The organism is Paraburkholderia sp. RL18-085-BIA-A (assembly GCF_046027075.1).
In the GTDB taxonomy this organism is placed as follows: domain Bacteria; phylum Pseudomonadota; class Gammaproteobacteria; order Burkholderiales; family Burkholderiaceae; genus Paraburkholderia.
This window is the reverse complement of sequence record NZ_JARESU010000070.1, coordinates 1-25,956: the sequence shown is the minus strand read 5'-3', so window position 1 is coordinate 25,956 and position 25,956 is coordinate 1. Positions and strand designations below refer to the sequence as shown.

Annotated in this window: 22 protein-coding genes and 3 pseudogenes; 13 read left to right on the top strand and 12 right to left on the bottom strand. The window is 59.2% G+C overall.

The window, feature by feature from the left end:
• The first annotated feature begins 23 nt into the window (after positions 1 to 23).
• The 5 genes from P0D89_RS33145 (at position 24) to P0D89_RS33125 (ending at position 3,929) form a co-directional block, all read left to right on the top strand.
• Complete coding sequence (locus P0D89_RS33145; RefSeq protein ID WP_408364290.1) at positions 24 to 938, top strand: NAD(P)-dependent oxidoreductase; 915 nt, start codon at positions 24 to 26, stop codon at positions 936 to 938.
• Entirely contained in the window at positions 935 to 1,327 is a 393-nt protein-coding gene (locus tag P0D89_RS33140; protein WP_408364292.1) for a cupin domain-containing protein, read from the top strand. The genes P0D89_RS33145 and P0D89_RS33140 overlap by 4 nt, the downstream gene beginning before the upstream one ends.
• A gap of 91 nt (positions 1,328 to 1,418) precedes the next feature.
• Positions 1,419 to 2,207, top strand: coding sequence for a carboxymuconolactone decarboxylase family protein (locus P0D89_RS33135; RefSeq protein WP_408364294.1), 789 nt, complete (start codon positions 1,419 to 1,421; stop codon positions 2,205 to 2,207).
• 223 nt (positions 2,208 to 2,430) lie between these two features.
• Positions 2,431 to 3,153, top strand: a complete 723-nt coding sequence (locus P0D89_RS33130; RefSeq protein ID WP_408364296.1) for a 2,3-bisphosphoglycerate-dependent phosphoglycerate mutase — start codon at positions 2,431 to 2,433, stop codon at positions 3,151 to 3,153.
• A gap of 107 nt (positions 3,154 to 3,260) precedes the next feature.
• Positions 3,261 to 3,929, top strand: coding sequence for a GntR family transcriptional regulator (locus P0D89_RS33125; RefSeq protein WP_408364298.1), 669 nt, complete (start codon positions 3,261 to 3,263; stop codon positions 3,927 to 3,929).
• A gap of 627 nt (positions 3,930 to 4,556) precedes the next feature.
• On the opposite strand, the gene P0D89_RS33120 is transcribed toward P0D89_RS33125, so the two are convergent.
• From P0D89_RS33120 to P0D89_RS33080, 9 genes and pseudogenes are all read right to left on the bottom strand, one after another.
• Positions 4,557 to 5,123 carry a hypothetical protein gene (locus P0D89_RS33120; RefSeq protein ID WP_408364300.1) on the bottom strand — a complete coding sequence of 189 codons (567 nt, stop codon included), beginning with the start codon at positions 5,121 to 5,123 and terminating at the stop codon, positions 4,557 to 4,559.
• A gap of 72 nt (positions 5,124 to 5,195) precedes the next feature.
• Positions 5,196 to 5,795: a hypothetical protein gene (locus tag P0D89_RS33115; RefSeq protein WP_408364302.1), complete on the bottom strand. Its 600-nt coding sequence runs from the start codon at positions 5,793 to 5,795 to the stop codon at positions 5,196 to 5,198.
• A 111-nt stretch (positions 5,796 to 5,906) separates the two neighbouring features.
• The gene (locus tag P0D89_RS33110; RefSeq protein ID WP_408364304.1) at positions 5,907 to 6,749 is read right to left on the bottom strand and encodes an Evf family palmitoylated virulence factor; all 843 of its coding nucleotides are present in this window, start codon (positions 6,747 to 6,749) and stop codon (positions 5,907 to 5,909) included.
• Positions 6,750 to 6,877: 128 nt separating this feature from the next.
• On the bottom strand, positions 6,878 to 7,072 hold the full coding sequence (locus tag P0D89_RS33105; protein WP_408377755.1) for a LuxR family transcriptional regulator: 195 nt from the start codon (positions 7,070 to 7,072) through the stop codon (positions 6,878 to 6,880).
• Positions 7,065 to 7,292 carry a response regulator transcription factor gene (locus P0D89_RS33100; protein ID WP_408364306.1) on the bottom strand — a complete coding sequence of 76 codons (228 nt, stop codon included), beginning with the start codon at positions 7,290 to 7,292 and terminating at the stop codon, positions 7,065 to 7,067. The genes P0D89_RS33105 and P0D89_RS33100 overlap by 8 nt, the downstream gene beginning before the upstream one ends.
• A gap of 67 nt (positions 7,293 to 7,359) precedes the next feature.
• Positions 7,360 to 8,078 (bottom strand): annotated as a pseudogene (locus tag P0D89_RS33095) (IS6 family transposase).
• Positions 8,079 to 8,185: 107 nt separating this feature from the next.
• Entirely contained in the window at positions 8,186 to 8,698 is a 513-nt protein-coding gene (locus P0D89_RS33090; RefSeq protein WP_408364336.1) for a DUF3455 domain-containing protein, read from the bottom strand.
• A gap of 636 nt (positions 8,699 to 9,334) precedes the next feature.
• Positions 9,335 to 9,724 (bottom strand): annotated as a pseudogene (locus tag P0D89_RS33085) (IS6 family transposase); the annotation flags it as partial.
• A gap of 644 nt (positions 9,725 to 10,368) precedes the next feature.
• On the bottom strand, positions 10,369 to 11,025 hold the full coding sequence (locus tag P0D89_RS33080; protein ID WP_408377747.1) for an EF-hand domain-containing protein: 657 nt from the start codon (positions 11,023 to 11,025) through the stop codon (positions 10,369 to 10,371).
• 661 nt (positions 11,026 to 11,686) lie between these two features.
• Here P0D89_RS33080 and P0D89_RS33075 point away from each other — a divergent pair.
• From P0D89_RS33075 to P0D89_RS33055, 5 genes and pseudogenes are all read left to right on the top strand, one after another.
• Positions 11,687 to 12,715: an NADP-dependent oxidoreductase gene (locus P0D89_RS33075; RefSeq protein ID WP_408364310.1), complete on the top strand. Its 1,029-nt coding sequence runs from the start codon at positions 11,687 to 11,689 to the stop codon at positions 12,713 to 12,715.
• A gap of 69 nt (positions 12,716 to 12,784) precedes the next feature.
• Entirely contained in the window at positions 12,785 to 14,365 is a 1,581-nt protein-coding gene (locus P0D89_RS33070; protein ID WP_408364312.1) for an aldehyde dehydrogenase (NADP(+)), read from the top strand.
• A 138-nt stretch (positions 14,366 to 14,503) separates the two neighbouring features.
• Positions 14,504 to 15,400 (top strand): LysR family transcriptional regulator, encoded by an 897-nt coding sequence (locus tag P0D89_RS33065; protein WP_408377745.1) that lies wholly within the window; start codon positions 14,504 to 14,506, stop codon positions 15,398 to 15,400.
• A 643-nt stretch (positions 15,401 to 16,043) separates the two neighbouring features.
• Positions 16,044 to 16,250, top strand: a complete 207-nt coding sequence (locus P0D89_RS33060) for a hypothetical protein (RefSeq protein ID WP_408364316.1) — start codon at positions 16,044 to 16,046, stop codon at positions 16,248 to 16,250.
• Positions 16,226 to 16,843 (top strand): annotated as a pseudogene (locus P0D89_RS33055) (IS6 family transposase); the annotation flags it as partial. The gene P0D89_RS33060 and the pseudogene P0D89_RS33055, both read left to right, overlap by 25 nt.
• 144 nt (positions 16,844 to 16,987) lie before the next feature.
• Here P0D89_RS33055 and P0D89_RS33050 read toward each other — a convergent pair.
• The 3 genes from P0D89_RS33050 to P0D89_RS33040 all read right to left on the bottom strand — a co-directional run bounded on the left by P0D89_RS33050 (position 16,988) and on the right by P0D89_RS33040 (position 21,792).
• Positions 16,988 to 18,691, bottom strand: coding sequence for a methyl-accepting chemotaxis protein (locus tag P0D89_RS33050; protein WP_408364318.1), 1,704 nt, complete (start codon positions 18,689 to 18,691; stop codon positions 16,988 to 16,990).
• 504 nt (positions 18,692 to 19,195) lie between these two features.
• Positions 19,196 to 20,536 carry an MFS transporter gene (locus tag P0D89_RS33045; RefSeq protein ID WP_408364320.1) on the bottom strand — a complete coding sequence of 447 codons (1,341 nt, stop codon included), beginning with the start codon at positions 20,534 to 20,536 and terminating at the stop codon, positions 19,196 to 19,198.
• A 62-nt stretch (positions 20,537 to 20,598) separates the two neighbouring features.
• On the bottom strand, positions 20,599 to 21,792 hold the full coding sequence (locus P0D89_RS33040) for a mandelate racemase/muconate lactonizing enzyme family protein (protein WP_408364322.1): 1,194 nt from the start codon (positions 21,790 to 21,792) through the stop codon (positions 20,599 to 20,601).
• Between the two features lie 353 nt (positions 21,793 to 22,145).
• Here P0D89_RS33040 and P0D89_RS33035 point away from each other — a divergent pair, with 353 nt between their 5' ends.
• From P0D89_RS33035 to P0D89_RS33025, 3 genes are all read left to right on the top strand, one after another.
• Positions 22,146 to 23,117, top strand: a complete 972-nt coding sequence (locus P0D89_RS33035; protein WP_408364324.1) for a hydroxyacid dehydrogenase — start codon at positions 22,146 to 22,148, stop codon at positions 23,115 to 23,117.
• Positions 23,118 to 23,387: 270 nt separating this feature from the next.
• Positions 23,388 to 24,122 carry a GntR family transcriptional regulator gene (locus P0D89_RS33030; RefSeq protein WP_408364326.1) on the top strand — a complete coding sequence of 245 codons (735 nt, stop codon included), beginning with the start codon at positions 23,388 to 23,390 and terminating at the stop codon, positions 24,120 to 24,122.
• 52 nt (positions 24,123 to 24,174) lie between these two features.
• A complete protein-coding gene (locus P0D89_RS33025; RefSeq protein WP_408364328.1) occupies positions 24,175 to 25,911 on the top strand; it encodes a ClcB-like voltage-gated chloride channel protein in 1,737 nt (578 codons plus the stop codon).
• The last annotated feature ends 45 nt before the right edge of the window (positions 25,912 to 25,956 follow it).

The window sequence follows — 25,956 nt, the reverse complement described above, 5'->3', positions numbered from 1 at the left end:
TTCGAAGCAGAGGAACAGAACTCATGAACAAGGAACGGATCGGCTTCATCGGTCTCGGCAACATGGGCGGGCGCATGACCCGGCGCCTGGTCGATGCAGGCATCGCAGTGCTCGGTTACGACACCATGCGTGAGCGTATCGACGCGGCAGGCGCGAAGGCGGCTGGCACGATAGGCGACGTGATTGCGTATGCGGACGTCGTGATGATGTCGCTGCCGGACAGCAAGGTGGTCGAGGCGGTTGTCGAGAGTGAAGAGGGCGTGCTCGCGCATTGCCGTGCGGGACAGATCGTCGTCGATTTGAGCACGGCCGCTGCCAGCTCGACGATCCGCCTCGGCAAACGCTTTGCCGAGCGCGGCGTGCATTACGTCGACGCGGGCATTTCGGGCGGCGCGGCCGCGGCGGAGAAGGGCTCGCTCACACTGATGGTGGGCGGCAACGCTGACGCCGTCGCCGCGCTGCAATGGGCATTCGCGCCGATCAGTTCGAAGGTCGCCCACATGGGCGAGAGCGGCGCGGGTCACACCACCAAGCTGCTCAACAATTTTCTGAACGCGGTGAGCCTTGCCGCCAGCGCCGAAGTGATGGTGGCGGGCAAGAAGGCCGGCCTCGACCTGCATCTGCTGCTCGATGTGCTGAACAGCAGCAGCGGCGTCAATTTCGCCACGCTCAATCGTTTCCCGAAGATCGTCGACGGCGACTATCTGGAAGGCGGCCTGACCGGCAAGCTGATGACCAAGGATGTCGTGCTGTACGTGGACCGCGCGCGCGAACTCGGCGTGATGTCGCTGAATTCGGCCGGCCCGCTCGCGAGCTTCGGCCTCGGCACCGCGCTTGGTTATGGCGATGTAATCAGCAACCGTGTCGTCGATGCGATTGGCGACGTGTCGGGCGGCGTGCGGCTGTTCGACGGAGCACACAAGGAGAAAAACGCATGAAGGTCTTTCACGGCAGAGCGGCTGGCGCGATGTCCGAGCGCCGCAGCGACACGTTCACGGGTACTGTCTGGGCCGACCCGGTCATGCCGGCTACCAACGGCGTCACCATCAATACCGTGCTCTTCGAACCGGGAGGACGCACTTACTGGCACACGCACGAGCACGGCCAGGTATTGCAGGTCACGGCCGGTCAGGGCTGGATCTGTCTGGACGGCGAAGAACCGCAGCCGATCCGCCAGGGCGACATCGTGTTCATCGGGCCGAACGAGCGGCACTGGCACGGCGCGAGCGAAGGGAGCTACTTGGTCCATATCGCGACATCGATCGGCAAGGGAACGTGGCAGGAGGAGGTTGCGGAGCAGGATTATCCGACTGTCGCGGCCCGCTAGCGCGAGCGCACTGAGCGCGCGTGCGGTGCGCAGGGTGGTCCCGCACGCGCAAAAAAACATTCGCCGCATTTCCCTCGATGGAATTCACGTTATGACCCGGACTATGCCGCAGTTGGATCGGTCACGCCTTCGTGACGAACTCATTGGCCTGCACGGCAAGGCGAGTCCCGAATGGGACAGCCTCGTGCGCCTCGACCCGCGTTTCGTCGACGCATACCTGAAGTTCGCAGGCGTGCCGCAGCGCAGGAATCATCTCGACGACAAGACACGCGCGTTCATCGCGCTGGCCGCCGATGCGTGCGCGACACAACTGTACGCGCCAGGCGTCGCGCGTCATATTGAGCGGGCGCTGTCGTTCGGTGCGACGCGCGACGAGTTGATCGAAGTGCTGGAGTTGATCAGCACGATCGGTATTCACACCAGCAACGTCGGCGTACCGGTACTGCTCGAAGTGCTGGAAGAGGAGGGCCTGCGCAATGGCGCGCCGCAACTTGACGAGCGCCGCCAAAAGCTGAAAGCCGGGTTCGAGAAGAACCGTGGCTACTGGCATCCTAGTTGGGAGGGCCTGTTGGAACTCGATCCAGATCTCTTCGAAGCGTATGTCGAGTTCTCGTCGGTGCCATGGCGTACCGGCGTACTGGACCCGAAGATCAAGGAGTTCATGTACTGCGCGTTTGACGCCTCTGCTACGCACCTGTACGTACCTGGCCTCAAGCTGCACATGCGCAACGCGCTGCGCTACGGCGCGACCGCCGAGGAATTGATGGAGTTGCTGGAGATTGTCAGCGTGACGGGGATTCACGGCGCGGAACTGGCTGCACCGCTGCTGGAGGCCGCTCTCGTGCACCGCAGCGCGGCGAGCGGGGCCTCACATGGATGATCTTACGATGCGCGAGTCGATCTTTTCCGTAGACCTACTATCACGGCAGCGGGCCGCGCCGCACACTCCCTCCACGCATGCCAACGCGAGCCCCGGTGGGCGCGGTTGAGCGTGGCGAGCGATGCAGTCACCGCCGCTTTCAATTCTCGCGTCGAACAGCAACGAGCACGTGCATGTGCGGGCCGTCGCGATTCTCGGCTACAACTAGCGCTGAACCATCGACATGATTGAGAAATCGGCCACACTTGTGGTCCTACGTCACGGCCAGTCGGTCTGGAATCGCTCCAACCGGTTCACCGGCTGGAGCGACGTCGGCCTGTCCGCGCAAGGGGTTACCGATGCACAGCGCGTCGGCGAGCGCTTACGTGACGCGGGCTTTTGCTTTGATCTCGCGGTCACGTCGGCGCTGTCACGCGCAGCCGATACGCTCGGGCACGTGCTGTGCGCGCTCGACGAGCCAATGCCGGAAATTGTGCGCTCGTGGCGTCTGAATGACCGCCACTATGGCGCGCTGACGGGCATGGAAAAGAATGCGGCCGCGCTGGCATACGGGGCCGAACGCGTACGGCAATGGCGGCGCGGCTTCGATCTTGCGCCGCCAGCGCTCGACGCCGACCTGCATGCTGCACTCGTGCGCGCATTGCATGACGACGCAATGCCCGGCCCGGATTCACTGCCACGCACCGAAAGCCTGCGCGACACGTTACGACGCGTGCTGCCGCTGTGGGACGACTGCGTCGCGCCGGCACTAGCGCGTGGGAAATCCGTACTGATGGTAGGTCACGGCAATTCACTGCGCGCGCTCTTCAAGCGGCTCGATGGAATCGGCGACGACGCGATCGCCTCGGTCGAGGTCGCCCACGCACAACCGATGATCATGAAGTTCGATGCAGCGCTTTCCATCGTCTCGCGCGCGCCGCTGTGTGTAGCGTCCGAACGCGCCTGAACGCGCGCCGATTCGCCGATTTCTTGTTCCACGCGATCTTAAGAGCGCCGATGGCGGTCCCGCTCAAGTATCATGGAGGTTGAATCTTGTCGGACGGGAATACAATAATGTTAACAGACATGGGCTTGGTGAGGCCTGAGACGTTACGTCATCAGGTGGAAAACGTTCTGCGACAGGCGATCGTGACCGGGCGCTTCGCGCCAGGGGCACGACTGATTGAGCGCGAACTGTGCGAGACGCTAGGTGTAAGCCGGACATCGGTGCGCGAGGCGCTGCGCAAGCTCGAGGCCGAGAAGCTGGTGCGAAGCGTGCCTCACAAGGGCCCCATCGTTGCGGTGATGTCGAAAGAGGAGGCCGGTGAGTTGTACGCGCTACGCGGGCTGCTCGAAGGTTTCGCCGCCCACGAATTCGCCCGCCTTGCTCACGACGACGCTATCCGGCACTTTGGTGACGTGGTGAAGGAACTGCGCGCACAAGCCACCGCACAGAATCAGGAAGGGGTATTGCGCGCGAAGGCTGCGCTCTATGACCTTCTGCTCGACAATTGCGGTAATGCGCTCATCAAGGAAATTCTCAATAGCCTGTATTCGCGCATTAATTTGCTGCGCACGACCTCGCTGATGCACCCGGATCGCCTACCAGACAGCCTGAGCGAAATCGACCGGCTTTATAAAGCGCTGAAGGCGCGCGACGCTGCGGGAGCTCAGGACATTGCCCGGCTGCACGTAGCCAATGCCGAAAAGGCAGCGATGCGGATGCTAAATAGTGTCGAGTAAAAGCGTCTGGAGTGTCACCAGAAGTGGCCGTGCAGTTTCCCAACGGGCGACTGCACGATGCCAATGCAATCTCGAGATTACCCGAATGTGCGGTGAGTTCGCCCATCTGGAAACATTCATCGCAATCTCCGGATAGACCGGTCTCTGGGCATTTTCAGATATTCGTCCCGGTCCACGGCATCCGGAAACGCCACTCATGCCATGCCTGAGCGCCGCTACTGCGAAGTGCCCGCGCTCTTCATCTGTATTCCGCCCGGATGCGGATTGGCGTCGTTCATATCCTCTGGCAGCAGATTGCCATCCCCCAAGACTCGCATCGGCGCGGGCAGTTTCCGGATACCGCTCAGGATACAACTGGTTCCGGGTTTCGATCAGATTCGGCACAGCACGGTTGGACGAGCGCATGGGTCTTGACGCTCAACGCGCACCTTCGCGGTTTGGTAAGGGTAGTATATCTAACACGGTGCGGTCGCAATCAATTGCCTCAGATCGATCCTTGGACGGGCAAGCGATCACAATGTGCGAATGTCACAATCGGGCCATCTGCGACCGTGAGCGCCCGCACGGCTTGGGCGATACGATGTCCTGGTTCCTTACGGCCGTTCACAGTTCGCAGCTTATGCCGGATTAGTCTCCAGGATAGGCCGTGACGAGGTAGCAGGCGCCGGCTTCGGTTTTCCGCACGACCGCCGTCCACGTTTTTGTTTTCACGCATACGTAAGAATTGTTTCCATCGCAGGCCGCTCTATTCTTTGCCGGATTAGATCCCTCAAAACGGGTAACCACTATTCCGACAGTTTTATCTGAGACGCCCTGAATGACATGGGTGCCAGCAGCTCCCGCTGCATAGCCGGCCGCGTCGGCGATTATAGCCGGCTTTATCGCGGCTAGAAGCGATGCCGGATCCGACCACGAGCTGGCGGCTTCACCATACGGTGCGCAAGCGGGTGCCTTACTACCGCCGCGGTTTTCCAGCCGACCGATCAATCCTGAGACGGATACACCAAGATGACACGCCTTCGCATGCCCGCCTGCGTCTTCTTGAGCCGTCAACCACCCGGTCCAATCCTTATTCGCAGGTGGAACACAAGTTTGGGCAACCGCAGCGAACGTAGTAAACGTCAATGCCAGCAACCCGACAGATTTCGCTGCATGGCAAGTTAAAAGCGCGCGAACGAATTTCAGATTTTTCATGGAATGATCCCAACGGGTTTGTTTGATGAGGCGGGTTTCAATGCGACCTTCTCCAAGGTCGGCCGAACACCCCTACGCCGGAAGTTGAAGGAACCTTCCCGAGTTGATAACTGACGAGTGATCGCCGTGTTTCGTCAGGGCAAGCCACTCACTCTGATGCGAATCGAACCATTCTTTGTTCAAAACACTACTCATCTGCACGACATCGAGCTGGCCACTATCTCCCAGTGCGACATCCGGTACCCAATGTACGAATAGAAAGCTGACAGCGCTGATACTCACAGACGTATCAGTTGCCGGTGTTACCGAACCGCAGTAAAGCGTTAGAAACTCATCACGCGCTTCGGGTGATTGGGGCGCGTCGAGACTGGCGATAAATTCCGCTTGTCTGGATGGCTTGCTCTCCGGAACCCGCGTAAGTAGCGCGGTAATCGCGGCGTTCTCAGAGGGAAACGCATCCGAATATCGAAGCTCTTTAGCAGGTCCAAGGCCCGGAACCCGCAACAGAGCCAACTGAGAAGAACTTTGATAATCTTTTGCAGATACAGTGTTGGCACGCGAACTGGCAAATGAGTGGACTAATCCGAATACGTCGAGTATTTGCACATTTGGCATGTCGCGCGCCAACCCGTCCGCTGAAAGGAAGAAGACGGATGTCAAGGAAGGATTCATGAAATTCTCCAGATAACGGTCAGAAGGCGGACCTCTACGAACGCGGTAGAGGTCCGCTGTGTCGCCGCAGATTTGCGAAACGGTGGTCCCACCTACTGCAACATCCGCGTGCTAACTAACCGTGCCACCAAAGAAAGTTGCTGCTTCCGAAATCTTGTTGATATTGCTTGCACCGACGAGCTTGTCAAACGCGGCAGCAACTGTCGGATCGCTTTTGTAGAGCTGGAAGTTCCAGATTGCATCGACCTCAATGTAACGGAGGTTCACATCAAGCATCGTCGCGGAGCCACAGCTCGAATACACCTTCCGCTCCTGAGAAGTGAAGTCGCAGAAGAACATTTTCAGATGCGGTAGAACTAACCACTCATTGCCGACCTGCTGGGCGTCGATGAAGACGGTGTTCGACGCAAAATGGAACGGCTTGCTTGACTTGTCCACACCCGCGCTGATTTTGTTACCAAACGACCCAATGAAGGTCTGGAAAGCGCCGACAACGGGTCCCGTAGCGGCGAACCCAAGGATCTGCTGGAGAAACGCGGAAGACAATTCAACGCCGCGGATCGATTTCGAGTACCCGGTATCTTTAAAGCTCATTGGGCCAAGCATCGGGTAGTGAAGCAGGACCTGCTTCCAGGTGGCCGTGTCGAAGAGGAGATCGGGATTATTCGCCTTTGCTGCGACGCTCTGACAGTAGGTGGTTCCGAGCGAAGTCAAATTCAGCATGCAGGTCGAAGCCTTTGTCATGTCCGCTTGCACTTCCGCCGCGACTTCTTTAGTCAGTTGCACGGCACTAAAAAGGCCACCATCCGTTTTATCGATCGGAGGCGGAGGAGTAGGAGTAGCTTCTCCAGGCGCTGCCGCTGCAAGAAAGTTGGGATGAAGGTTCCAAAGCTCACTACCAAAAAACGTTGCGCCGGCCACTAGCTGACTGTGAAGCTGATCTGCATTGTTCATGGTTTCCTCGAATGAAAAGTTGACTTTGCGATGCCCGCTTATGCACACACCGCAACTGAACAATGAGTCCAATCATTGATCCGAGAAATACCTCTGAATGCGTAGTCGGATTACGGCGAATCTGTCCTTCACGAGGAGATCGCGCGCACTAGCTGAATGAGCCCGGCGAGGTCCCGCACGCCGACCTTGCGCTTTATGTTTTCGCGATGTTTGCTAACAGTACGGTCACTGATTCCTAGGGCGCGCGCAATCTCTTTGCTCGTCATCCCGGTAGCGAGTCGCTCCAGCACCAGGCGCTCACGGTCGCCTAAAAGTTCAGCGATTTTCGAGAAATGAAGTTGATTTGAGAGGCACCGGCGTCAGGCCCACCGCGTAAGCAGTAAGTTGCCCGCTCGTTCTGAGCCCTAGCTTCTGCGTAATATTTGCGCGGTGCTTTCGCAGCGTCATGGGCGCGATTTGCAATGCGTTTTGAATATCCACGCTTTTCAGACCCGCGCCTATCATGGCGAGGACCTGCTTTTCCCGCACCGTCAGATCTTGCATTGTTTGATTTGAGAGTAGTGGTGCAAACTCGGTAGTCGGGCGAGAAATCGTTCTTGCTTCGGGCACCTCAACGAGCCGAAAGAACCGCCATCCAGATCGAGGGCGAAGCGGCATCTTCGAGGTGCATGCTGGTGAGATCGAACGGGCTTTTGCGAATCCGATGCATCAGGTCGATGCCGGAGAAAATAACGGCGGCGCTGCGGAACCGCTTGAACCCGAGCATCACGTTCACCCGCGATTTGATGTGGCGGTGATCCTGCTCAACCAGGTTATTCAGGAACTTCGAGGATCGCAATTTCGTTCACCTGGGTAGCGACTCGTCGGTCTTCATCTCGCGGACCGCCCGATGAGATGCCGCGTAGCCGTCCAGCATGATCGTCTCAGGAGCGCGTCCCTGAGTCCTGATTGCCTTCGCGAAGAACGCCTTTTCTGCCGCCACGTCGCGCCTCGCGCTGAGGCGAAAATCCATCGTCTTTCCCGCCCGGTCAACGGCGCGGTAGAGATAGGCCCATTTGCCGCGAATCTTCACGCAGGTCTCGTCGACTCGCCACAACTGACCGGCTGTCGTAGCCAACCGATTCCAGCGTTTGACGAACTCCCGCGTGTAGCGCTTCACCCAACGCAGGATCGTAGTGTGAGCAGGGACAGGCCGCGCTCAGCCATCATCTCGACAAGATCACGCAGACTGAGCTTGTAGCGCAGATACCAACGCACACAAAGGACGATGACTTCGCGGTCGAAATGACGCCCGTTGAACAACCATTCGAGATCTTTCAGCTCGCTCATTGGCTCGTGGTCGTCAAAAGCTCAAGGGTACAGACCGACGCGCAGGAATTGCACCACAACCGTTTCCCTTCGGTTTGACAAAAACGCCCGCAAAAAAGCGCGTGCTACTACCGATAGAAAACATAATCCGCAAGATAGGGCGAGCTACCGATTTCGTGTTCCGTCGAACATGGTGCGGCCGGCATCAACCCTCCAACGGTGTGCACTCGCTGCACATACCGGACAGCCGACAATGTGCCGATACCGGACGTGCTATGAGCTTCGAGCAACAGTTGCGGTATGCTTGCCGACGTTTCGCTGGGACGCTGTGCAAGCACACGCCCTACAATCCGGCTTCCGTCTTCAGCTTCCCAGGACGGCCCGGCGCCGTGCCGGACCGCGGCGCGGCCGCTCATGTCGAACAGCGTCGCTTGTGGGCTCCTGAACACCCATCCCAGATGATGCTGCGCGTCGAACTCACACGAATAAGTCTGCACACCAGACGCTACCAACGTCATCACGCGCTCGCCCTGAGGCGGGTCGATGGAAGAACTGGCAGGACCTGCAGGCGCCGTCGCACACGCCCCAAGTATCGATACAACGACGGTCGCAAAGCCTAATTGCAAAAAAATCCTGAACATGGTTCTCACCTTGAAGAGATAATGCACGACGCGGAGCGGTTACCGACCAGAGACGTCGGCCGTGAATTCGAAAGTCGGGATCATACGCGTAATCCCATGCATCAGGCGCCAATCAGCCATTCAGAACGCTGAAGATTTTGGCACCAAGTGTATATGCGAATGCCCGGAATTCGCTCCATAGCTGAGTCATATGCGCCGAGGTGCGAATGTCGGCCAAGGCCGAAAGCGGCAGGCGACCCCACGTGAGCGAATGGCCGTTGGACTTGGTACATCGGACATTTGCACGGTGTGTCGAGATAAAAAATCAAACGAAGAAGTGGACGGCCGCTGCCGAACAGTGCCGGTTTTCGTTAGGCGTATCGACGATTCGCTCGCTTTGTGCAAACAACTTTCGCGCGGTCGGAGAGTGCCGGTTAGCCGGATGAAGAGACACAGATCCAGAAGAGGCTAAAGCCCCGCGTCGATACGCATGCTGAAACGCTTGAGCCGGCCGATTACTTCGTCAGATGCGACGTTTTGGTAAAAACTGAATTGACCTAAACAGCAAAAATGGTCATAGAATCCGCGCCTGAACAGCCGAATCCTTCTTAGCCAGAAGTTTGAACGGATTGGAATTAGCGAACCTGATCAGGTGCCCTCAAGCGCTGCCAGGTTGGCTCCGCTTTTATCGATTGTTACCGTTTCCGGTGCGCCGTTCCGATCGATCGACCTTTCAAAATAACGCCGCGCTGCTGCCTCGTTACGCTTGGCGCACAGCAGGAAATCAACCGTGTTGCCATCTTTGTCCACGGCTCGATAGAGGTATTGCCACTCGCCCCTGACCTTCACATAAGTCTCCTCCATCCTCCAGCTCTTGCCGACTGCGCGCTTGCACCTGCGAAAGGCTTTCTCGAGAACGGGCAGAAGCTTGATGGCCCAGCGATGAACCGTCGAATGGTCTACGGCGACTCCGCGTTCAGCCATCATCTCTTCCAGGTTGCGCAGGCTCAGCGGATAGGCAACCTACCAACGCACGCACACCAGCATCACATCGAGCGGATAGTGCAACCGCTTCAGCACTTTGGCGACCGCCGGATTCAGAGCCTTCCTTGTCCTTCATTTCATTCTTGAAAGGTCCGCAGCATACCACCTGCCTCCGCTAATGCGTCGAAACCGATTCGCTCGCGGTTTGGCGTAGCGATGGACAATCCGAGGCTGCGGTAACGGGAATAGTTCGAGTATTCCCGCAAAGGCAATCCACGGCAGAGAGCGTTTATTCGACCTCCGCGATAACCACTTGCGCCAGATGCGTGCGACCTGATGCGGCAGGGTCGCCAGGCGCTCATAATTCCCGCTGATGCCGAAGTAGGCATAGTGCCCCTTAAGCATCCGACTCAGGCGCTGGTGTTGATCGCGAAGCGGCCGGGTCCGGTTTGAGACACTCGACCTCGACGTTCGGATCGTCAGCAATCAGTCGAAACCCAACGGTCTGCCTTGGGGAGCGGAGAAATTCGTAGGTAACCGGAAGACTCGCCAGCTCAGGACGGCGGGACACGGCAATTAGGTTGGCCAGACGATCTGCTATTCGAAGCTTCGACTCCTCGGCTTTGAATCCTGATGAGACCCCCGAGCTCACGAGCCACGGCAACGACAGCGATATTCACACTCTCGCCGGGTGTCGCCGCTGGATTTCAGGACGCGGGCTTCTCCGCAGCGACCATTGCAGTTTCAAAGTTGAGGAACTCGCCGCTGCTCACCGTGCCATCGCCGCTGCTGTCCATCAGTTTCAAAAGCGCCTGCGCCGAGGAGCTGTTCGGGCTAGTGGCGGTACCGGCCATCGCGTTTAGCAACTCGATGTTCGATACCGAACTGCCGCCGTTGGTATCGAACGCCGTGAAAAGCTGATCAGCCTGGGTTTTACTACCGCCGAATTGCGCCACCACGGCCTCGAAGGCCGACTGCGAAATATAGCCGTCGTATTGACCTTTTTCGTTCGTCGGTGGGGCAATTGGAGTGAATCCTTTCAGCGCCTGGGTAAGCTGCTGCGCGTAATCGGCAAACGACTCACCGGACGACCGCGACGGCAGGTTCAGTCCTGACAGACTCGTGACAGTAACAGTCATGCCCTCGGCGTTGAGCTTGGCGAACTGTTGCGCCTCAGGGCTAAGCGTGACCTGCGTCGAGGAGTCGGCCACGGACGTTTGTGTGGTCGTCGACACCGTAGGGGACGCCGTATTGGCTCCGTCATTTGATGCCGCCGGGTCGGACGATGCCGATTGCGCGTTGGATTGCGAGAGAGTGGCCGCGTTATTGCCTGCGAGAGCGGATATAGACATGTTCAATTCCATGGTGGATCCGGATGCGCAGCACCCGGGATTCGGGAAATGTTACTAAGCGGGTTTACGGTAGGCTCAAACGAATCTTTAGCTGAATCGCTGTGTAGACAGAGACTTCCTCAAGCGGCCGGTGTTTCGCCCTCAGCGCCGAGACAGATGGAAATTGCCCCTGCCGCTGAGATACCCTCAAGAGGTCATTTTGACCGTCCGGACTCAGAGAGTGTGGTGTTCGCTTTCGCGTTCCTTGCAGCGGTCGCCGATAGGACAACGACAGGGCCAATAAGCGCATTCGATCGATACGTCAGACCGACGACAATCGCAGTTGAAGTGAGCGGCTAAGGTGCGCAATTAACCCATAGTGACTACTAGTCACGCGGCCATATAGAGAAACAGTAACTTTCTCATGTATTTTCCGGTGGTCTGGCACGAGCCTTATTCCGGGGCCGTACGCAAAGATGTTTTGGCTGACCGCCCAATTATCGACCCGCTCTCTACGAATTACTATTCTTTCCACGCGTTGTCACCGTGCATGCGTCCGCAGCTGATGAGCGTGCCATCCAGGCCGTAGATCATCCCGGATAGCGTCATCGTCGCGTCCGATCGGCATGAAGTGCGTCGCTCCAATTGGAACCGACCTGCCGAGCCTCCTGAATCAATTGCAGATGGATTCTGTATGGAAACGAAACGTCGCTCCGTTGTACTTCACAGCCGCCCTGGCGGTTCTCCGCAGATAAACAACTTCGCTCTCGTCGAGGACGAGATCCCGGCTCTGCGCAATGGCGAAGTGCTGACTCAAACGCTTTGGCTGTCGCTTGATCCGTACATGCGCGGCCGGATGGATGACGTGGTGTCGTATGCGCCGTCGGTGAAGCTCGGTGAGCCGATGACCGGCGAGACCGTCGGCCAGGTCATCGCATCGAAACATGCCGGTTTCAAGCCCGGGGAGATTGTCGTCGGCGCGCGCGGCTGGCAGAGCCACATCGTGTCGGGCGGCGACGATCTGCTGGTGCTGTCGGGCAGCGCGCCGCATTCAGCGTATCTCGGCGTGCTCGGTATGCCGGGTGCAACCGCGTATGCCGGCATGAAGCAGATCGGCGAGCCGAAGGCGGGCGAAACGGTGGTCGTATCGGCGGCGTCCGGCGCGGTTGGTTCGGTGGCCGGCCAGCTGGCGCGTCGCGCCGGCGCGCGTGTCGTCGGTGTTGCCGGTGGCGAGAACAAGTGCCGCTTCGTCGAAGACGAGCTTGGCTTTGACACATGCATCGACTATCGCGCGGTCACTGATTTGTCGGCTGCGTTACGCGACGTCTGCCCGGACGGCATCGACGTGTACTACGAGAACGTCGGGGGTGAGCTGCAACACGCGGTGTTCAATCAGATGAACCCGTTCGGGCGATTGATCATGTGCGGAATGGTCGGCGAATACAACGACCTTGTCTTGCGTCCCGGCCCGAATCTGCGCGACACGTTCATCAAACGGCTGCGTATCCAGGGATTCATCGTGTTAGACCGCAAGGAAAACTTCACTGAGTGGCGCGAACTCGCAGAACCGTGGGTGGCAGAGGGCTCGCTGCGCTATCTGGAGCATGTGGTCGTCGGGCTGGAGAACGCGCCGGCCGCTTTCATCGACCTGTTGCGCGGCACGCACCTTGGCAAGGTTGTCGTGCGCGTGGCCGACGCGCTCGACAAAGCCGCATTCGCATGAGCCGCAGGTATTGACGCGATGTCGGGCGACGCCGCGTTGTTTCATTCAAGCTGAAAGTCAGGAGTATCGATGCAAGTACTAGGTGAAATGCTGATCGGACGCGAGTCTGTACGTGGCGGGCAGGCCGAGATGCGAGCGTTGAATCCCGCAACCAACGCGTCAATCGCGCCGATGTTCGGCGCGGGCGGCACAGCCGAGGTAGATCGCGCGTGCCGGCTCGCAGCCGCTGCGTTCGATTCGTACAGCCGTATCGCGCCGCAATTGCGCGCCCGCTTCCTCGATTCGATCGCGGAGAACCTCGAAGGATTGGGTGATACGCTGGTGACGCGCTGTGTCGCGGAAACGGGGCTTCCGCCCGAGCGTGTGTCCGGTGAAATTGCGTGGGCCGCTGCCCAGCTTCGCATGTTCGCGCGCGTCGTATTGCGTGGCTTGTGGCGCAATGCGACGATCGACTCCGCGGAGCCCAGCCGGCAACCGCTGCCGCGAGTCGACCTGCGGATGCAAAAGGTGCCGCTCGGCCCAGTCGTTGTGTTTGGCGCGAGCAACTTCCCGATTCTCTATTCGGTCGCCGGTGGTGACACAGCCTCTGCACTCGCTTCCGGTTGCCCGGTGGTTGCCAAAGCGCATCCGTCGCATCTTGGCACGTCGGAACTGGTCGGCCGCGCCATCCAGAAGGCGGTAGCCGACAACGGTCTGCACGAAGGTGTCTTTTCACTGATCATCGGCGACGGCAACTCGATCGGCGAAGCGCTGGTCGATCATCCGGAAACAAAGGCCGTCGCGTTCACCGGCTCCGAAGCGGGCGGCATGGCGCTGGTGCGCCGCGGCCTGATGCGTGCCCAGCCGATTCCGGTGTTCGCGGAGATGACAAGCTCCAATCCGCACTTCGTGCTGCCAACTGCGCTCGCGACGCGCGCAGATACGTTCGCCACGCGCTTCGTCGAACAGATGGTCGCCAGCGTTGGCCAGATGTGCCTGACGCCGGGCATTATCCTGGCGATCGACGGAACGGGATTCAATGCACTGCGCAGCACGCTGCGCGAGACGCTCGCTGATACGCCGGCGGCCACGATGCTGGCGCGCAACATCCATGCGAACTTTGAGCGTGGCGTCGAACGTTTGCGGTGCAGTACCGGCGTCACCGAGCTCGCGTGCGGTGCTGATAGCGGCGGGGCGCTCGACGGGCGGACGCACCTGTTCGAAGTAGACGCAAAGGCGGTGCTGCACGATATACACTTGCTCGACGAAGTGTTCGGACCGTCCGCGATCCTCGTGCGCTGCCAGTCAGCGGATGAGATGCTCGCGGTCGGCGGCGCCATGCGTGGACAACTCAGTATGGTTGTTCACCTGGAACCGGTTGACCACGAACTCGCGCATCGGCTGCTGCCGGTTGTCGAGGCGAAGACAGGGCGGATCGTCATCAATGCCTTCTCGAACATGGTGGAGATATCGGATGCGCAGGTCCATGGCGGGCCATTTCCGGCAACGTCCGATCCACGCTTCACTGCGGTGGGCAGCACCGCGATCGATCGTTTCCTGCGTCCGGTCGCCTATCAGAACTTCCCGCCCGAACTACTGCCACCGGCGTTGCGCGACGACAATCCGCTCGGGCTATGGCGTTTGCGCGACAACGCACCAGGCAACGCGTAACGCCGATCTCGTTTATCGTACTGATTCACGGTCGTCAGCGTTTATGGCAAACCTGAAGGAGCTTGCGCCGGAGCCACTCTGTTCGCCGGGCATCGGCGGGCATTCACGCATGAAGGGTACGAGATGGACGGGGCGTACATGGACGAAATTGCGGCCTTCCTGTCGGTGCTCGGCACGGGCAGTTTCGTGCGAGCGGCCGATGCACTCGGCAAGGACGTCTCGACAATTTCGCGGCGCGTCAGCGCGCTGGAAGCGCGTCTCGCGGTTCGTCTCCTCGAACGCTCGACACGCAAGCTGACCCCGACGGAAGCCGGCGCCGCACTCTACGAACGGATGACGGCCGCGACGAATGCGATGGAGGAAGGGCTGCTCGAAGTGGCGCAAGCGGGCAACGTCGCGAAGGGCTTGTTGCGCGTCGCGTTGCCCGCGACGTTCGGCCGGATGTGCATTGCGCCACTATTGCCCGAGTTCCTCGCGCTTCACCCGGGCGTTTCGATCGACGCTGAGTTCTCGGACCGCTACGTCGATCTGATCGGCGAGCGGTTCGACGTCGCAATCAGAATCGGCGAGTTGCAGGACAGCCGCCTGATCAGCCGGCGGCTAATGACGAACGAGCGCTTTGTCTATGCATCTCCCGCGTATATCGCCGCCCACGGCGCGCCGCAAAGGCCGGATGATTTGACGCGGCATGTGTGCGTCGCGAACTCACGCTTCAAGGGCAATCCCGAATGGCGTTTGGTCAAGGATGCGGATGCGGTCGCCGTGCGCGTCGACGCCCGCTACACCGCCGACGATCCCGAGAGCCTGATTGCGGCTGCTGTCGCAGGCGTCGGCATCGTCGCCGGCGCGACATGGCTTGTTGCGAATCCGGTCGCGCAAGGTGCGCTCGTGCCGGTGCTGCCCGGCTGGACACTCGGCACCCCTGGCACGATCCATTTGCTATTGCCATCCGGGCGCTTCAGGGCGGGCAAGACACGTAGCTTCATCGACTGGGTGGTGGCGCGCGTGAAAGCTCAGCCGTGGGCTCAAGGTTAATGCGCGGACTGGGCCGCCGAACGGACAACCGTATAAACCACGCGCCGAGATGTCCGCTTCCGGCTAGAGCGAATGTCCCATCAGGGTCGAGGCCGTGTGAAAACGCAAAAGTACTCGGTTTTCGGGGGTCGCTTTACCCCTCCCAGTTCGGTACCAAGCTAATACATCGTGTTCTGAAGGGTCGATTTCTTAGAACACCGCATTCAACATGCGTTTTCACACAGCCTCGGTCGGGTTCGGCCGACCCGCAACGGACAGGAGTCGGCCGCGGGTGTGTCAAAACACAAAAGTTGTAGGTTTTGAGGGGTCACTTTATCCTTCCCGACACGCCACCAAGCCGTTGTAGGCCCTTTTCGAAAGCCGACTTTTTGAACGAGAGGCGTGAGCCTGAGTTTTGACACACCCTCGGCCATCTCCAGCCGTTCAACCGCCTGCCGAGACGGACATTTTGACGTCGGGTCCACCCGGCGGATTGCCGTCTTTCACTGTTCGTGAATTTGATATCTGGGCTTAGCCGGATTTCTTCCATGCGAGCTTATGCCCGACCGGATTTCTTGCTGGCTTGCATCGGTCAGGATCACATTTCGTCGGCATTCGTTGAATGTGTAATTGTCTCGCTCTCCATTCGGTACCGGCGACCGCAGTGCGCGGCATCACTGGCGCCTCGGGCAACGGCCAGGCGAAGCTCGTCGAGGGAGGAGTTACCGCGACGGTATCAGGGATTAGCGAACGCATTGTCAGGCAGCGCAATCGCGGTGCCGTGGTGCTGTTGTTCTCGGAGGACGCCGGAAAGATCACCGACTCGCCGATCGCGTGGCAGTGGCGAGCGACCGGCAAATCGTTGAAATAATGGCCGAGCGCGGGCTGTCGCTGGCGCACACTACGATCATGCGCTGGGTCAAACGCTTCACGCCGGAGTTCCTCAAGCGCTGGGATCGGTTTGCGAAATCTGCTGGTCGTTCATGGAGAGTCGACGAGACGTATGTGAAAGTCCGCGGCAAATGGGTCTATCTTTACCGTGCAGTTAACCGCGCAGGAAAGACGGTCGACTTCCGGCTCACTGCCAGGCGCGATGTCGCTGCGGCCAATGCTTTCTTCGCGAAAGCGACCAGGAGTCAAGGGTTCGCTCCGAAGACAATCACGCTGGACGGTTATGCTGCGTCTCACCGCGCGGTGCGCGAAATGAAGGCGGAGCAGTATCTGCCTGCGGACACGACATTGCGATCGTCGAAGTATGTGAACAACTTGATCGAGCAGGATCATCGCAACATCAAGTCCAGGATCAATGCAATGCTCGGCTTCAAACGCTTCGGAAATGCAGCCACTACGACGGCCGGCATCGAACTGATGCATCGCATTCGAAAAGGTCAGTTCAATTTCGCGAATATGCGCCTCAAAGATACCACCGCGCCGGCTGCTTACAACGCAGTCCTTTCCGCTCGATGCGGGAGCGGCGACTACGCCGCTTTTCGCTCGCCGCTGAAATTTGCACCAGGGCCGGAGAAAGATGGACAACCCCGTAGCCAGCACAAAAGGAAGGCATATTCATCACTGATGGACACCGACAATCCCGTGAAATCATAGCGGCTAGAACGTCTGCCAGTCCGGCTCGGTGGCCGGACTCGAAGCGCCAGTCGTGGAGGAGGTCGCGGAGAGTCGCGGTGCGGCGGAGGCGGACAGGGCTTTGAGGGATTTTGGCAAGGCTGCCCTCGTCATGGTCGGGCGCGCTATCGCGCCCAATGACGGGTTTGTAGCGCGCCGGTCGTCGAGTTTGAATATCGCTACCGAGTCACGTAATGCCTGGGCCTGTTCAGCCATCGATTGCGCTGCGGCCGCGGCTTCTTCGACCAGCGCGGCGTTCTGCTGGGTGACCTGGTCCATCTGGCTGACAGCCTGGTTGACCTGTTCGATGCCGGTGCTTTGCTCGTGGGATGCTGCGGAGATTTCACTCATGATGTCGGTCACGCGCTTGACCGACTGCACGATCTCCCGGATCGTGTCGCCAGCTTGCTCGACGAGTTGCGAACCGACATTCACGCGGCCCACCGACTCACCAATCAGCTCCTTGATTTCCCGAGCGGCGGTCGCACTGCGTTGCGCGAGCGTGCGGACTTCGCTCGCCACCACCGCGAAGCCGCGGCCCTGCTCACCGGCCCGGGCCGCTTCGACCGCCGCATTGAGCGCGAGAATGTTGGTCTGAAACGCGATGCTTTCGATCACGCCGATGATCTCGGCAACCTTGGCGGAGCTATCGGAGATCTCCTGCATGGTCTCGACCACGCGGCCAACCTCGTCTCCGCCACGCTGCGCGACCTCCGATGCGTTGGTCGCCAGCGTGCTGGCCTGCTGGGCGTTGTCCGCGTTGTGACGGACCGTCGCGGTCAGCTCTTCCATGCTCGAGGCCGTCTCCTCGAGCGACGCGGCCTGCTCCTCCGTGCGCTGCGACAGATCGGCATTTCCCGCCGCCACCTGTTCGGTGGCGGACGAGATCGCGAGGCTTGCCTGCTTGACGCCGCCGACGATGCCAGCCAGGTTGCCAATCGCCCGGTTCACCGACTCGGCCAGGTTGCCGAGCTCGTCGTGGCTCTCAACGTGTACCTGGACACGCAGGTCGCCCTGCGCCAAGGCATTGGCACCGTCGACCACACGCTGCAAAGGACGGACGATCGAACGCGTCACCAACGCGCAAAGTATCAGCGCCACCACCAGCGCCAGCACCGCCGCTCCCCACAGGACTGCGCGCGCCATGTCATAGACGTCGTTGCTGTCCTTCACATCGGCGTCCATCATGCTCTGAACCAGACTCTTGAACTCGTCTTGCTGCTGGATAAGCGCGGTTCGCAGCAGCCCCGCCTTCAAGAGCGTTGCGCGTGCCGCATCGTTGTCATGCGCCGCCAATTGCGCGTACGCGGGCTTCAGGGCCTCCTCGTAAGGCGCACGCGCTTGCAGCACCCGGTCGAAGAGAGCGCGGCCCCTCGCCGTGGTGATCAGACGAGGGATGGCCTGATAGGCCGACTCATTATTCGTGAAGGCTCGGGCGTGTTCGACTCTGTCCCGCTGTGCTTCGGGCGTTGGTTCCTCGAGCGCGGCATACGTCATCACTGCTTCCCGGAGCGTCGCCACCTGGATCCTATTTACGAGCCTCAGTTCCTCGGCGCGAACACCGACTATGTTTTGCGTGGTCGCATTCATACGCGCCATCTGCAGATGGGCGGTCAAGCAGATCGCCAACAGGAAAGCCAGGACAACACCAAATGTACCCAGCAGTCGTGCGCCAATTTTTAATTTCATTATTCACACCTGTTTTGAACTTGCGAGAGAGTCGGCTTACCTGTGGCGAGCCTCTGCCTAAGATTGGGCGCGCCCCGAGATGAGTGCTGTCCGGGGGCGAGCCTTTGATGTACGACGCGGCGCGCGACACTGTTTTTTATTGACGGTGTCAGGCAAAGCTTCGTCACATAAACAGCTTGCTTGCATATCGCTTTTGTGAGCCTTTAGTCTCATGTATTGTGTATTGTTGACCCTGAGGCTGACCCACCCAGACCGGTTGCCGGTAGACCGACGACTTCTTTTCCGTAAACTTGCTCATGGTGGATGATTTGTTGGTTGCCGGTTTCCGACTTCGACAATCAGATTCTCAGCCGAAACCTCCACCGCCTTCAATCTCCCCGTACACCAGTTCCGACTTTCTCTTTTCTGCGTTCCGTTTGGCACAAGGTACCTTTCACGCAAGTCAGGACTGCGCTGCTGTCTCGCGGAGCGCCATCCAGGTGAATTCCCCCGGCGGGTTGGTCACTACGTTGAAGTCTTTGGTGCCGCAGCGAAAATCAGGAGCACGCCGATGACTGATATCACGGCCATTGCCACGAAGCCTCCAACGAATGTCCCGGCGACCGTCTTGGCATAACCAAGGATGATGGGGCTGAAGAACCCTCCGAACATACCAATGGTACTGATGTAGCCAATACCCGCAGCTTTTGCTGACGTCGACAGATACTGGGTCGGCATGGCCCAGAAAATCGCAAACGCCGTGAAGATACCAATGGAGGCGAGCGACAGAAGAATGATTGTTCCGTAGATGCTGGTGTAGAACAGACCAATGAGCGCAAAGCCAATTGCAGTCAGACCGAAAGGAAGCGCGAAATGCCAGCGCCGCTCGCGCATCTTGTCCGAGTGCCCCGCGATAGTCAGCATACCAATTGCCCCGACGACGTACGGGATGGCTGACAGCATGCCGATATTGAAGACGTCGCGAATTCCCGCATCCTTAATCAAGGTCGGAGCCCAGACGGCCAGCGTATTGTTGGCGGCGACAACGGCGAAGTAAGCCAGCCCGAACGCATAAATGCGGGGAAGCTTGATGACGTCACGCAGTCCGACGGCATTGTGATTTGCGCTCGCGTGGTCCTCCTTCAGGTCTTGCGCGAGGATGTCCTTCTCCTCCCTGCTGAGCCACTTTGCGTCCTTGGGATAATCCTGGAGGTAGTAATAGGCGAACACACCGAGAAGGACAGTGGGTACCCCTTCAACCACGAAGAGCCATTGCCAGTTGCTCATTTGGCCCCATGCTTGCGAATACTTCAAAATGAGGCCGGAGATTGGGCCGCCGATGACACCCGAAGCGGTCGCGGCGAGGTAGAACAGCGATGTGATTCGCGCACGGCGATTCGCGGGGAACCAGTAGGTCAAGTACAGGATGACCCCGGGCATGAATCCCGCTTCAGCCGCACCAAGAAGAAAGCGGACCAGATAAAACTGGGTCGGCGTATGTACGAAAGCAGTCAACCCAGAAAGTAAGCCCCAGAGAACCATGATTCGAATGAAAGTCGCGCGCGCACCTACCTTTTGCAAATAGAGGCTGCTCGGGACCTCGAAGATGACGTATCCGATGAAGAACAGCCCTGCACCGAGTGCGAACGAGAAGTCGCTCAGCGCCAGGTCTTTCATGAACTGGAGTTTTGCAAAACTGATGTTGAACCGGTTGAGCTGGTTGATGGCGTACGCCACAAAAAGAAACGGTGCGAGCCTCAGAATCAGCTTCCGGTACAGCTTGTTTCTTGTTACATCAACGGCTTCTGCGGCCGCAGGTAAGTAAGCGCTAGTTGCCATGTCTCCCTCGTTATCGGGTTGATTCATTCAGGTTCAGTTGTGCCAGCGCAAATGCCTTTCCGGGGTGGCTACGCTGACGCATCAAAGTCCTATTGCGCCGCTTTGCGGAAAGCGTCTACGGATGCTGCCGCCTCGCGGATGCGCTCCCGCAATTCGGTCACGTTCGGTTCAATGCCGATTCCCGGGGCGTTTCCGAGGCTTACCCGACCGTTGACGAGCGTGTCGAGCGGACCGTGCAGTAGGGTACGAAGCGGATTCGGATTCGAATCGATTTCGAGCATCCCGTCCGCGCCAGTCGCGGCGAGCAGATGTGCAGAAGCAAGAAGACCGACGCCACCGCCCAGGTAATGCGGACAGTAGGTAAGCCCGGCAGCCTGCGTTGACCGGATGACGCTCAGACAGCCAGAAATGCCGCCCCACTTGGCGGCGTCCGGCTGGATGACAGCGAACGCACGCGACGCAATTGCGGCGTCGAATTCATCATGACCTGCGATGTTTTCACCTCCGGCGAGCGGCACTGGAGAGCTGGCCGCCAGCGTTTGCCATTCGTTCAACGGACGGTCGCAGCGCAGAGGTTCCTCCAGCCAGCCAAGATTGAAGGGCGCCAGCAGAGGTGCCATTGTGAGTGCTTCGGGCAGAGCCCACGCCTGATTCGCATCGACCATGAGCCGACGATTCGGGCCGATTATTTCCCGAAGTATTTTCAGGTTGTTCACGTCTCGGTCGACGCCAAACCCGACTTTCAGTTTGAACGCCTCGTATCCTCGCTCGAGCTTCTCGGCAACGAGCTCCGCAGACCCGATCGGATTAAGGCCGCTGGCGTAAACAGGGATGTTCTCGGAGGAACCACCGAGCAGCTTCCAGAGCGGAAGGCCGGCCCTACGGGCGCGCAGGTCCCAGAGAGCGAGGTCAACCCCCGCGATTGCCTGCGCAAAAGGGCCTGGCTCGCCGGATTGCAACGCGAGCACCGCCGTGCCGTCGGTCAGGTCACGGAAAACGTCGACGGGATGGGCGGCGAGGCGGCCAGTAAGCATCGGCGCCAATACGGTCGACACGATGGCCGCGCGGTGCTCGGCGCCGCACGCCGGAAAATTCGACCAGATTTCGCCCCATCCAGTGCAGCCATCCGAGTCCGTCACTGAAACAAGGACGGCCGGGCGGTCGTGCATCGTGCCGAACGACGTGCGCACCGGGGTTGCGATTGGACAGCGCAGGACGTGGACTTCGACACGTTCGACCGTCAACGGCCCAACCTGAACTTCGATTTCATCAATTCGCTTCATGTGACGTAGACCCCGTACAAAATTCAGTTGTTACTAAAGTATCGTTTACCGTACTATAAGAACTTGAAGTGCTCAACTTCCGTGTTGAGGTCCCAGGGTTTACACCCGGCGTGGATGGATCGGTTGGCGGAAGCCTGCGTCGCAATCAAGGTCGTCCGGGAGTGAGAAGCGCAAGTTTTGGCGCTGCTGCACCATCCAGAACTTCGTGAACGGACATTACGCGAAGCCTTCGGTCGACTCTTGTACCGCTTCTTGTACCGCTATAACTGCAAATTGCCGAGGCGCTTCTATCTGACGCCCTCGGCCCCTGTAACACCACGCTCCACTAGAAGGTCTTGTCTCTAGATGTATCGATGAATGAGGAAAGCCTGGGAATGAACGCATTGCGAAAAAAAGTGGTAGTCAGCGAGTTTATGGATTCACTCGCTGTTGACTCATTGCGAGAGCATTTCGATGTGTTGGACGATCGCACTCTCGTCGACGACCCCGAACGCCTTTTCAAGGCTGTGCATGACGCCGATGCAATCATCATCAGGAACCGGACGCAGATAAATCCGGCATTCCTCGAATGCGCCCAGCGTCTATCGGTCGTGGGCCGCCTCGGTGTTGGGTTGGACAATATCGACTTGGAAGCCTGCGAGCAACGGCAGGTCAACGTCATTCCAGCGACCGGTGCCAACGCCCCAGCGGTCGCTGAATACGTGATTTCGACGGCGATGGTGCTTCTGCGCGGCGCCTATATGTCGTCCGCCGACGTGGCATCTGGAGTATGGCCGCGAGCGCAGCTCTCGAATGGCCGTGAGTTCGCCGGTAGCACGTTGGCAATAGTCGGTTTCGGTGGCATCGGCCAGCTCGTTGCTGGTCTGGCGACTGGGCTCGGTGTTCGGGTTATCGCATTTGACTCGCATTTGGCCGAGGACGCTCAGGCATGGCAACGGACGGGTGCGCAGCGTGTCACCCTTGAGGAGGCCGTCGCCGAGGCCGATGTATTGACGCTGCACGTTCCGCTTCGCGAAGAGACGCGAAACATGCTGGGCAAGGTTCAGCTGGACAGCATGAAGCGCCACGCCGTTGTGATTAACGCGGCACGGGGAGGAATTCTGGACGAGTCAGCGCTCGCAGTCGCATTGCGGGAAGGGCGTTTGGGCGGAGCCGCACTGGATGTGTTCGAGGAGGAGCCCATGCGCGACGGTTCCATCTTTGCGGGTTTGCCTAACGTGATACTGACGCCACACATTGCAGGATTGACGCTTCAGTCCAACGGGCGGGTCAGTACGATGATTGCCGCGCAGGTGATAAAAGCTCTGCGCCAGAACAACGACTGACTCCTACGCACGGAATAGCGGTTGAGCGCAATCAGACTGACAAGAGTTTCGGGGGGCGATTCGCGCTCCAGGACTCCTGTTCTGAAAAACATTGACCGTACTGAAACCGCACTCACCGTTCGCGGCCTCCCGTTATTCACTTGAGAGGCTGTAAATCTGGTCTCCCGGGAAGTGATGCTTGCTGACCGAATAGCATGGCCAAGCGACAATTCGTCCCGAGCTGCGGGAGACGCTTTATAGTACAGGTTCTAAAGTCCATAAGTATCGATAATGTCGCGCGCCTCGTTGTCAAGTCCGGTCCCGCTGTATCTGCAGATTGCTGACTCGCTTCGCGACCGGATTGTTCGTGGGGTCTGGCAGCAAGGCGAGGTAATTCCGACGCTCGAGCAGATTGCAGCTGAGTTCGATGTTGCGCGGGTGACAGCCCGTCAAGCCGTGCAATTACTGATGAGCGAGGGGGTACTCATTCCTCAACGGGGAAGGGGAACCTTCGTCTCCGCGGCAGCGCTTACGATGAAGCCGGTGCAGGTTGTCACCACCCTGAAGGCGCTGGTCGAGATGTATCAGGCGACCAGTCAGCAGCCTGTTACGGTGGAGGAGAGCAGAAGGAAGCCACCCGTCACCGCGGCTGATGGAAAACTCGCGGAAGAGTACATGTACATGAAACGGGTGCATTCCTCCGATGGCCTGCCCTACTGCGTCATCTCGCTTTATCTGGAAGAGAACATTTTTTCGATGGCGCCTGACAGGTTCCGCGACGAACTTGTCATCCCGGTTCTGGTGTCCCTCTCTCCGCAGTGCATTGCGAAGGCCAGGCAGACGCTGACTATCGGCAGCGCCGACGCAGTGACTGCGCGTTTGCTTCGTGTACCGACTGATGCGCCCGTAGCCCGGGTCCAGCGTGTTTTTAACGACGCCAATAACGTCGTTATCTACTACGCAGATGTCGTCTACAGGGGTGACGCAATCAAGGTCGAAATGGATTTGGGAAGTGTGCTGCCCTAAGCTCGACATATCGAAATGAGGGCGAAGGAAGCTCCCGACTGCTACACAACAAATGAACAAGAACCCCTTCGCACTTCTGACCTTCATCTGGAAAACACTGCGACAGCCGGACGGGCACGCGATGCTGCTCTGGGCGGTCGTTGCTGGCGTCGCGGGCGCGTCCGCCACTGCTGCTTTCCGGGAAGGTATCGACCTGCTGCAGAAGTGCTTTGGCGGTGAGCCCGGCAATTTTGTCGAGATGGCCCGGCACATCCCCTGGCCCGCCCGGGTTGCGTTGCCAACGGTTGGCGGAATGATTGCTGGCACCTGCCTCGTAGTGGCGCGCCGCAGTTCTTCAAAGTCTGGTGCCGACTATATGGAGGCCGTCACGATGGGTGACGGTGTCGTGCCCGTCTGGCAAAGCATGTGGCGCAGCATCTCGTCACTTTTCACCATCGCGACTGGCGGCTCGATTGGCCGTGAAGGCTCGATGGTTCAACTGGCCGCTCTATGCTCGTCCATCATAGGACGCTGGGTGCACTTCGACCCCGCACGTTTGCGCATGCTCGTCGCATGCGGTGCGGCTGCCGGTATCACGTCTGCGTATAACGCACCTATCGCCGGCGCCTTTTTCGTGACGGAACTGGTGCTCGGTTGCATGGCGATGGAATGGCTGGGCCCGGTTCTTGTCTCGTCGGTCGTGGCCAATATCACAATGCGCGAGTTCGCCGGTTACCGGCCGCCGTACCAGATGCCAGTTTTCCCAACCATCACCGGCATCGAAGTGCTGCCCTTCATTGTGCTGGGGCTTTTGTGCGGGGTACTGGCGCCGCGTTTTCTTCTTTTGCTTTCCGCGTCGAAGAGGGGCTTCGGCAAGGTACCGTTGCCTTTGCCGCTGAAGCTTGGGCTCGGCGGTCTTATCGTCGGCATCGTCTCCATCTGGGCCCCAGAGGTCTGTGGTAATGGCTACGAGGTAGTGAACTCCCTGCTGCATCAGCCCTGGACGTGGACAGCGCTTCTTATCGTGCTCGTTCTCAAGGTGATTGCGACGCTGGCAACGGCCGGCACCGGAGCAGTGGGTGGCGTATTCACGCCGACCCTGTTCGTTGGAGCCGTGGTGGGATGCCTCTTCGGGGTAGGCGTTCATGGAATCTGGCCGCACATGACTTCGGAGCCTTTCGCCTACGCAATCGTGGGGATGGGCGCATTTCTCGCGGCAGCCTCCAACGCTCCGTTGATGGCCATCCTCATGATTTTCGAGATGACGCTGTCCTACCAGGCCGTGCTGCCGCTCATACTTTCATGCGTCGTCGCTTACTTCGCCGCGCGCAACGCGGAGCACACTTCGATGTACGAAGTGACCGTAAGACGCAACCGTGCGCAGAAGGACCGGATGCGCCTGGCGGCTACCCGGATGCGGGAACTTCTGAAGCCTGCCGAGACAGTCGTTACGCTCAAGGCGAGCGTTGAAGAGCTGACCCGCATGTTCCTCGAGCATCCGGTGAAGTACCTGTATGTGGTGGACGAACAGCAGCGCTTTTGCGGCGTGGTGGCCCTTGAGGACCTCGCATCCGACCTCGCTTTGCCCCGGAGCCCACGGCGGATGACCGCGGCCGACTATCTGCTTCCCGACTTCCATGTGCTGACTCCGGACATGACGCTGGGCCAGGCCCTGCAGCTTTTCCTCAATTTCCGTGGCGAACGCCTGCCCGTCATTGACCCGAAATCCAGGTCCGCTCCAATTCTCGGAGTTGTTCACAAGACGTCGCTGCTCGACGCCTATGTGCGGATGAACCCCGCAACATACTAAATCGTGCGCACCGGCGGAAAGGCGTGTGGGCACGCCTCTTCAGAG

What these genes read in the sequence shown, in the direction of transcription:
- P0D89_RS33090 (WP_408364336.1), bottom strand. Translation starts at nt 8,698, where the DNA reads ATGTTCAGGATTTTTTTGCAATTAGGCTTTGCGACCGTCGTTGTATCG.
- P0D89_RS33100 (WP_408364306.1), bottom strand. Translation starts at nt 7,292, where the DNA reads ATGCAAGATCTGACGGTGCGGGAAAAGCAGGTCCTCGCCATGATAGGC.
- P0D89_RS33045 (WP_408364320.1), bottom strand. Translation starts at nt 20,536, where the DNA reads ATGAATCAACCCGATAACGAGGGAGACATGGCAACTAGCGCTTACTTA.
- P0D89_RS33135 (WP_408364294.1), top strand. Translation starts at nt 1,419, where the DNA reads ATGACCCGGACTATGCCGCAGTTGGATCGGTCACGCCTTCGTGACGAA.
- P0D89_RS33110 (WP_408364304.1), bottom strand. Translation starts at nt 6,749, where the DNA reads ATGAACAATGCAGATCAGCTTCACAGTCAGCTAGTGGCCGGCGCAACG.
- P0D89_RS33035 (WP_408364324.1), top strand. Translation starts at nt 22,146, where the DNA reads ATGAATGAGGAAAGCCTGGGAATGAACGCATTGCGAAAAAAAGTGGTA.
- P0D89_RS33140 (WP_408364292.1), top strand. Translation starts at nt 935, where the DNA reads ATGAAGGTCTTTCACGGCAGAGCGGCTGGCGCGATGTCCGAGCGCCGC.
- P0D89_RS33030 (WP_408364326.1), top strand. Translation starts at nt 23,388, where the DNA reads ATGTCGCGCGCCTCGTTGTCAAGTCCGGTCCCGCTGTATCTGCAGATT.
- P0D89_RS33070 (WP_408364312.1), top strand. Translation starts at nt 12,785, where the DNA reads ATGCAAGTACTAGGTGAAATGCTGATCGGACGCGAGTCTGTACGTGGC.
- P0D89_RS33040 (WP_408364322.1), bottom strand. Translation starts at nt 21,792, where the DNA reads ATGAAGCGAATTGATGAAATCGAAGTTCAGGTTGGGCCGTTGACGGTC.
- P0D89_RS33145 (WP_408364290.1), top strand. Translation starts at nt 24, where the DNA reads ATGAACAAGGAACGGATCGGCTTCATCGGTCTCGGCAACATGGGCGGG.
- P0D89_RS33025 (WP_408364328.1), top strand. Translation starts at nt 24,175, where the DNA reads ATGAACAAGAACCCCTTCGCACTTCTGACCTTCATCTGGAAAACACTG.
- P0D89_RS33050 (WP_408364318.1), bottom strand. Translation starts at nt 18,691, where the DNA reads ATGAAATTAAAAATTGGCGCACGACTGCTGGGTACATTTGGTGTTGTC.
- P0D89_RS33125 (WP_408364298.1), top strand. Translation starts at nt 3,261, where the DNA reads ATGTTAACAGACATGGGCTTGGTGAGGCCTGAGACGTTACGTCATCAG.
- P0D89_RS33065 (WP_408377745.1), top strand. Translation starts at nt 14,504, where the DNA reads ATGGACGAAATTGCGGCCTTCCTGTCGGTGCTCGGCACGGGCAGTTTC.
- P0D89_RS33130 (WP_408364296.1), top strand. Translation starts at nt 2,431, where the DNA reads ATGATTGAGAAATCGGCCACACTTGTGGTCCTACGTCACGGCCAGTCG.
- P0D89_RS33120 (WP_408364300.1), bottom strand. Translation starts at nt 5,123, where the DNA reads ATGAAAAATCTGAAATTCGTTCGCGCGCTTTTAACTTGCCATGCAGCG.
- P0D89_RS33115 (WP_408364302.1), bottom strand. Translation starts at nt 5,795, where the DNA reads ATGAATCCTTCCTTGACATCCGTCTTCTTCCTTTCAGCGGACGGGTTG.
- P0D89_RS33075 (WP_408364310.1), top strand. Translation starts at nt 11,687, where the DNA reads ATGGAAACGAAACGTCGCTCCGTTGTACTTCACAGCCGCCCTGGCGGT.
- P0D89_RS33080 (WP_408377747.1), bottom strand. Translation starts at nt 11,025, where the DNA reads ATGGAATTGAACATGTCTATATCCGCTCTCGCAGGCAATAACGCGGCC.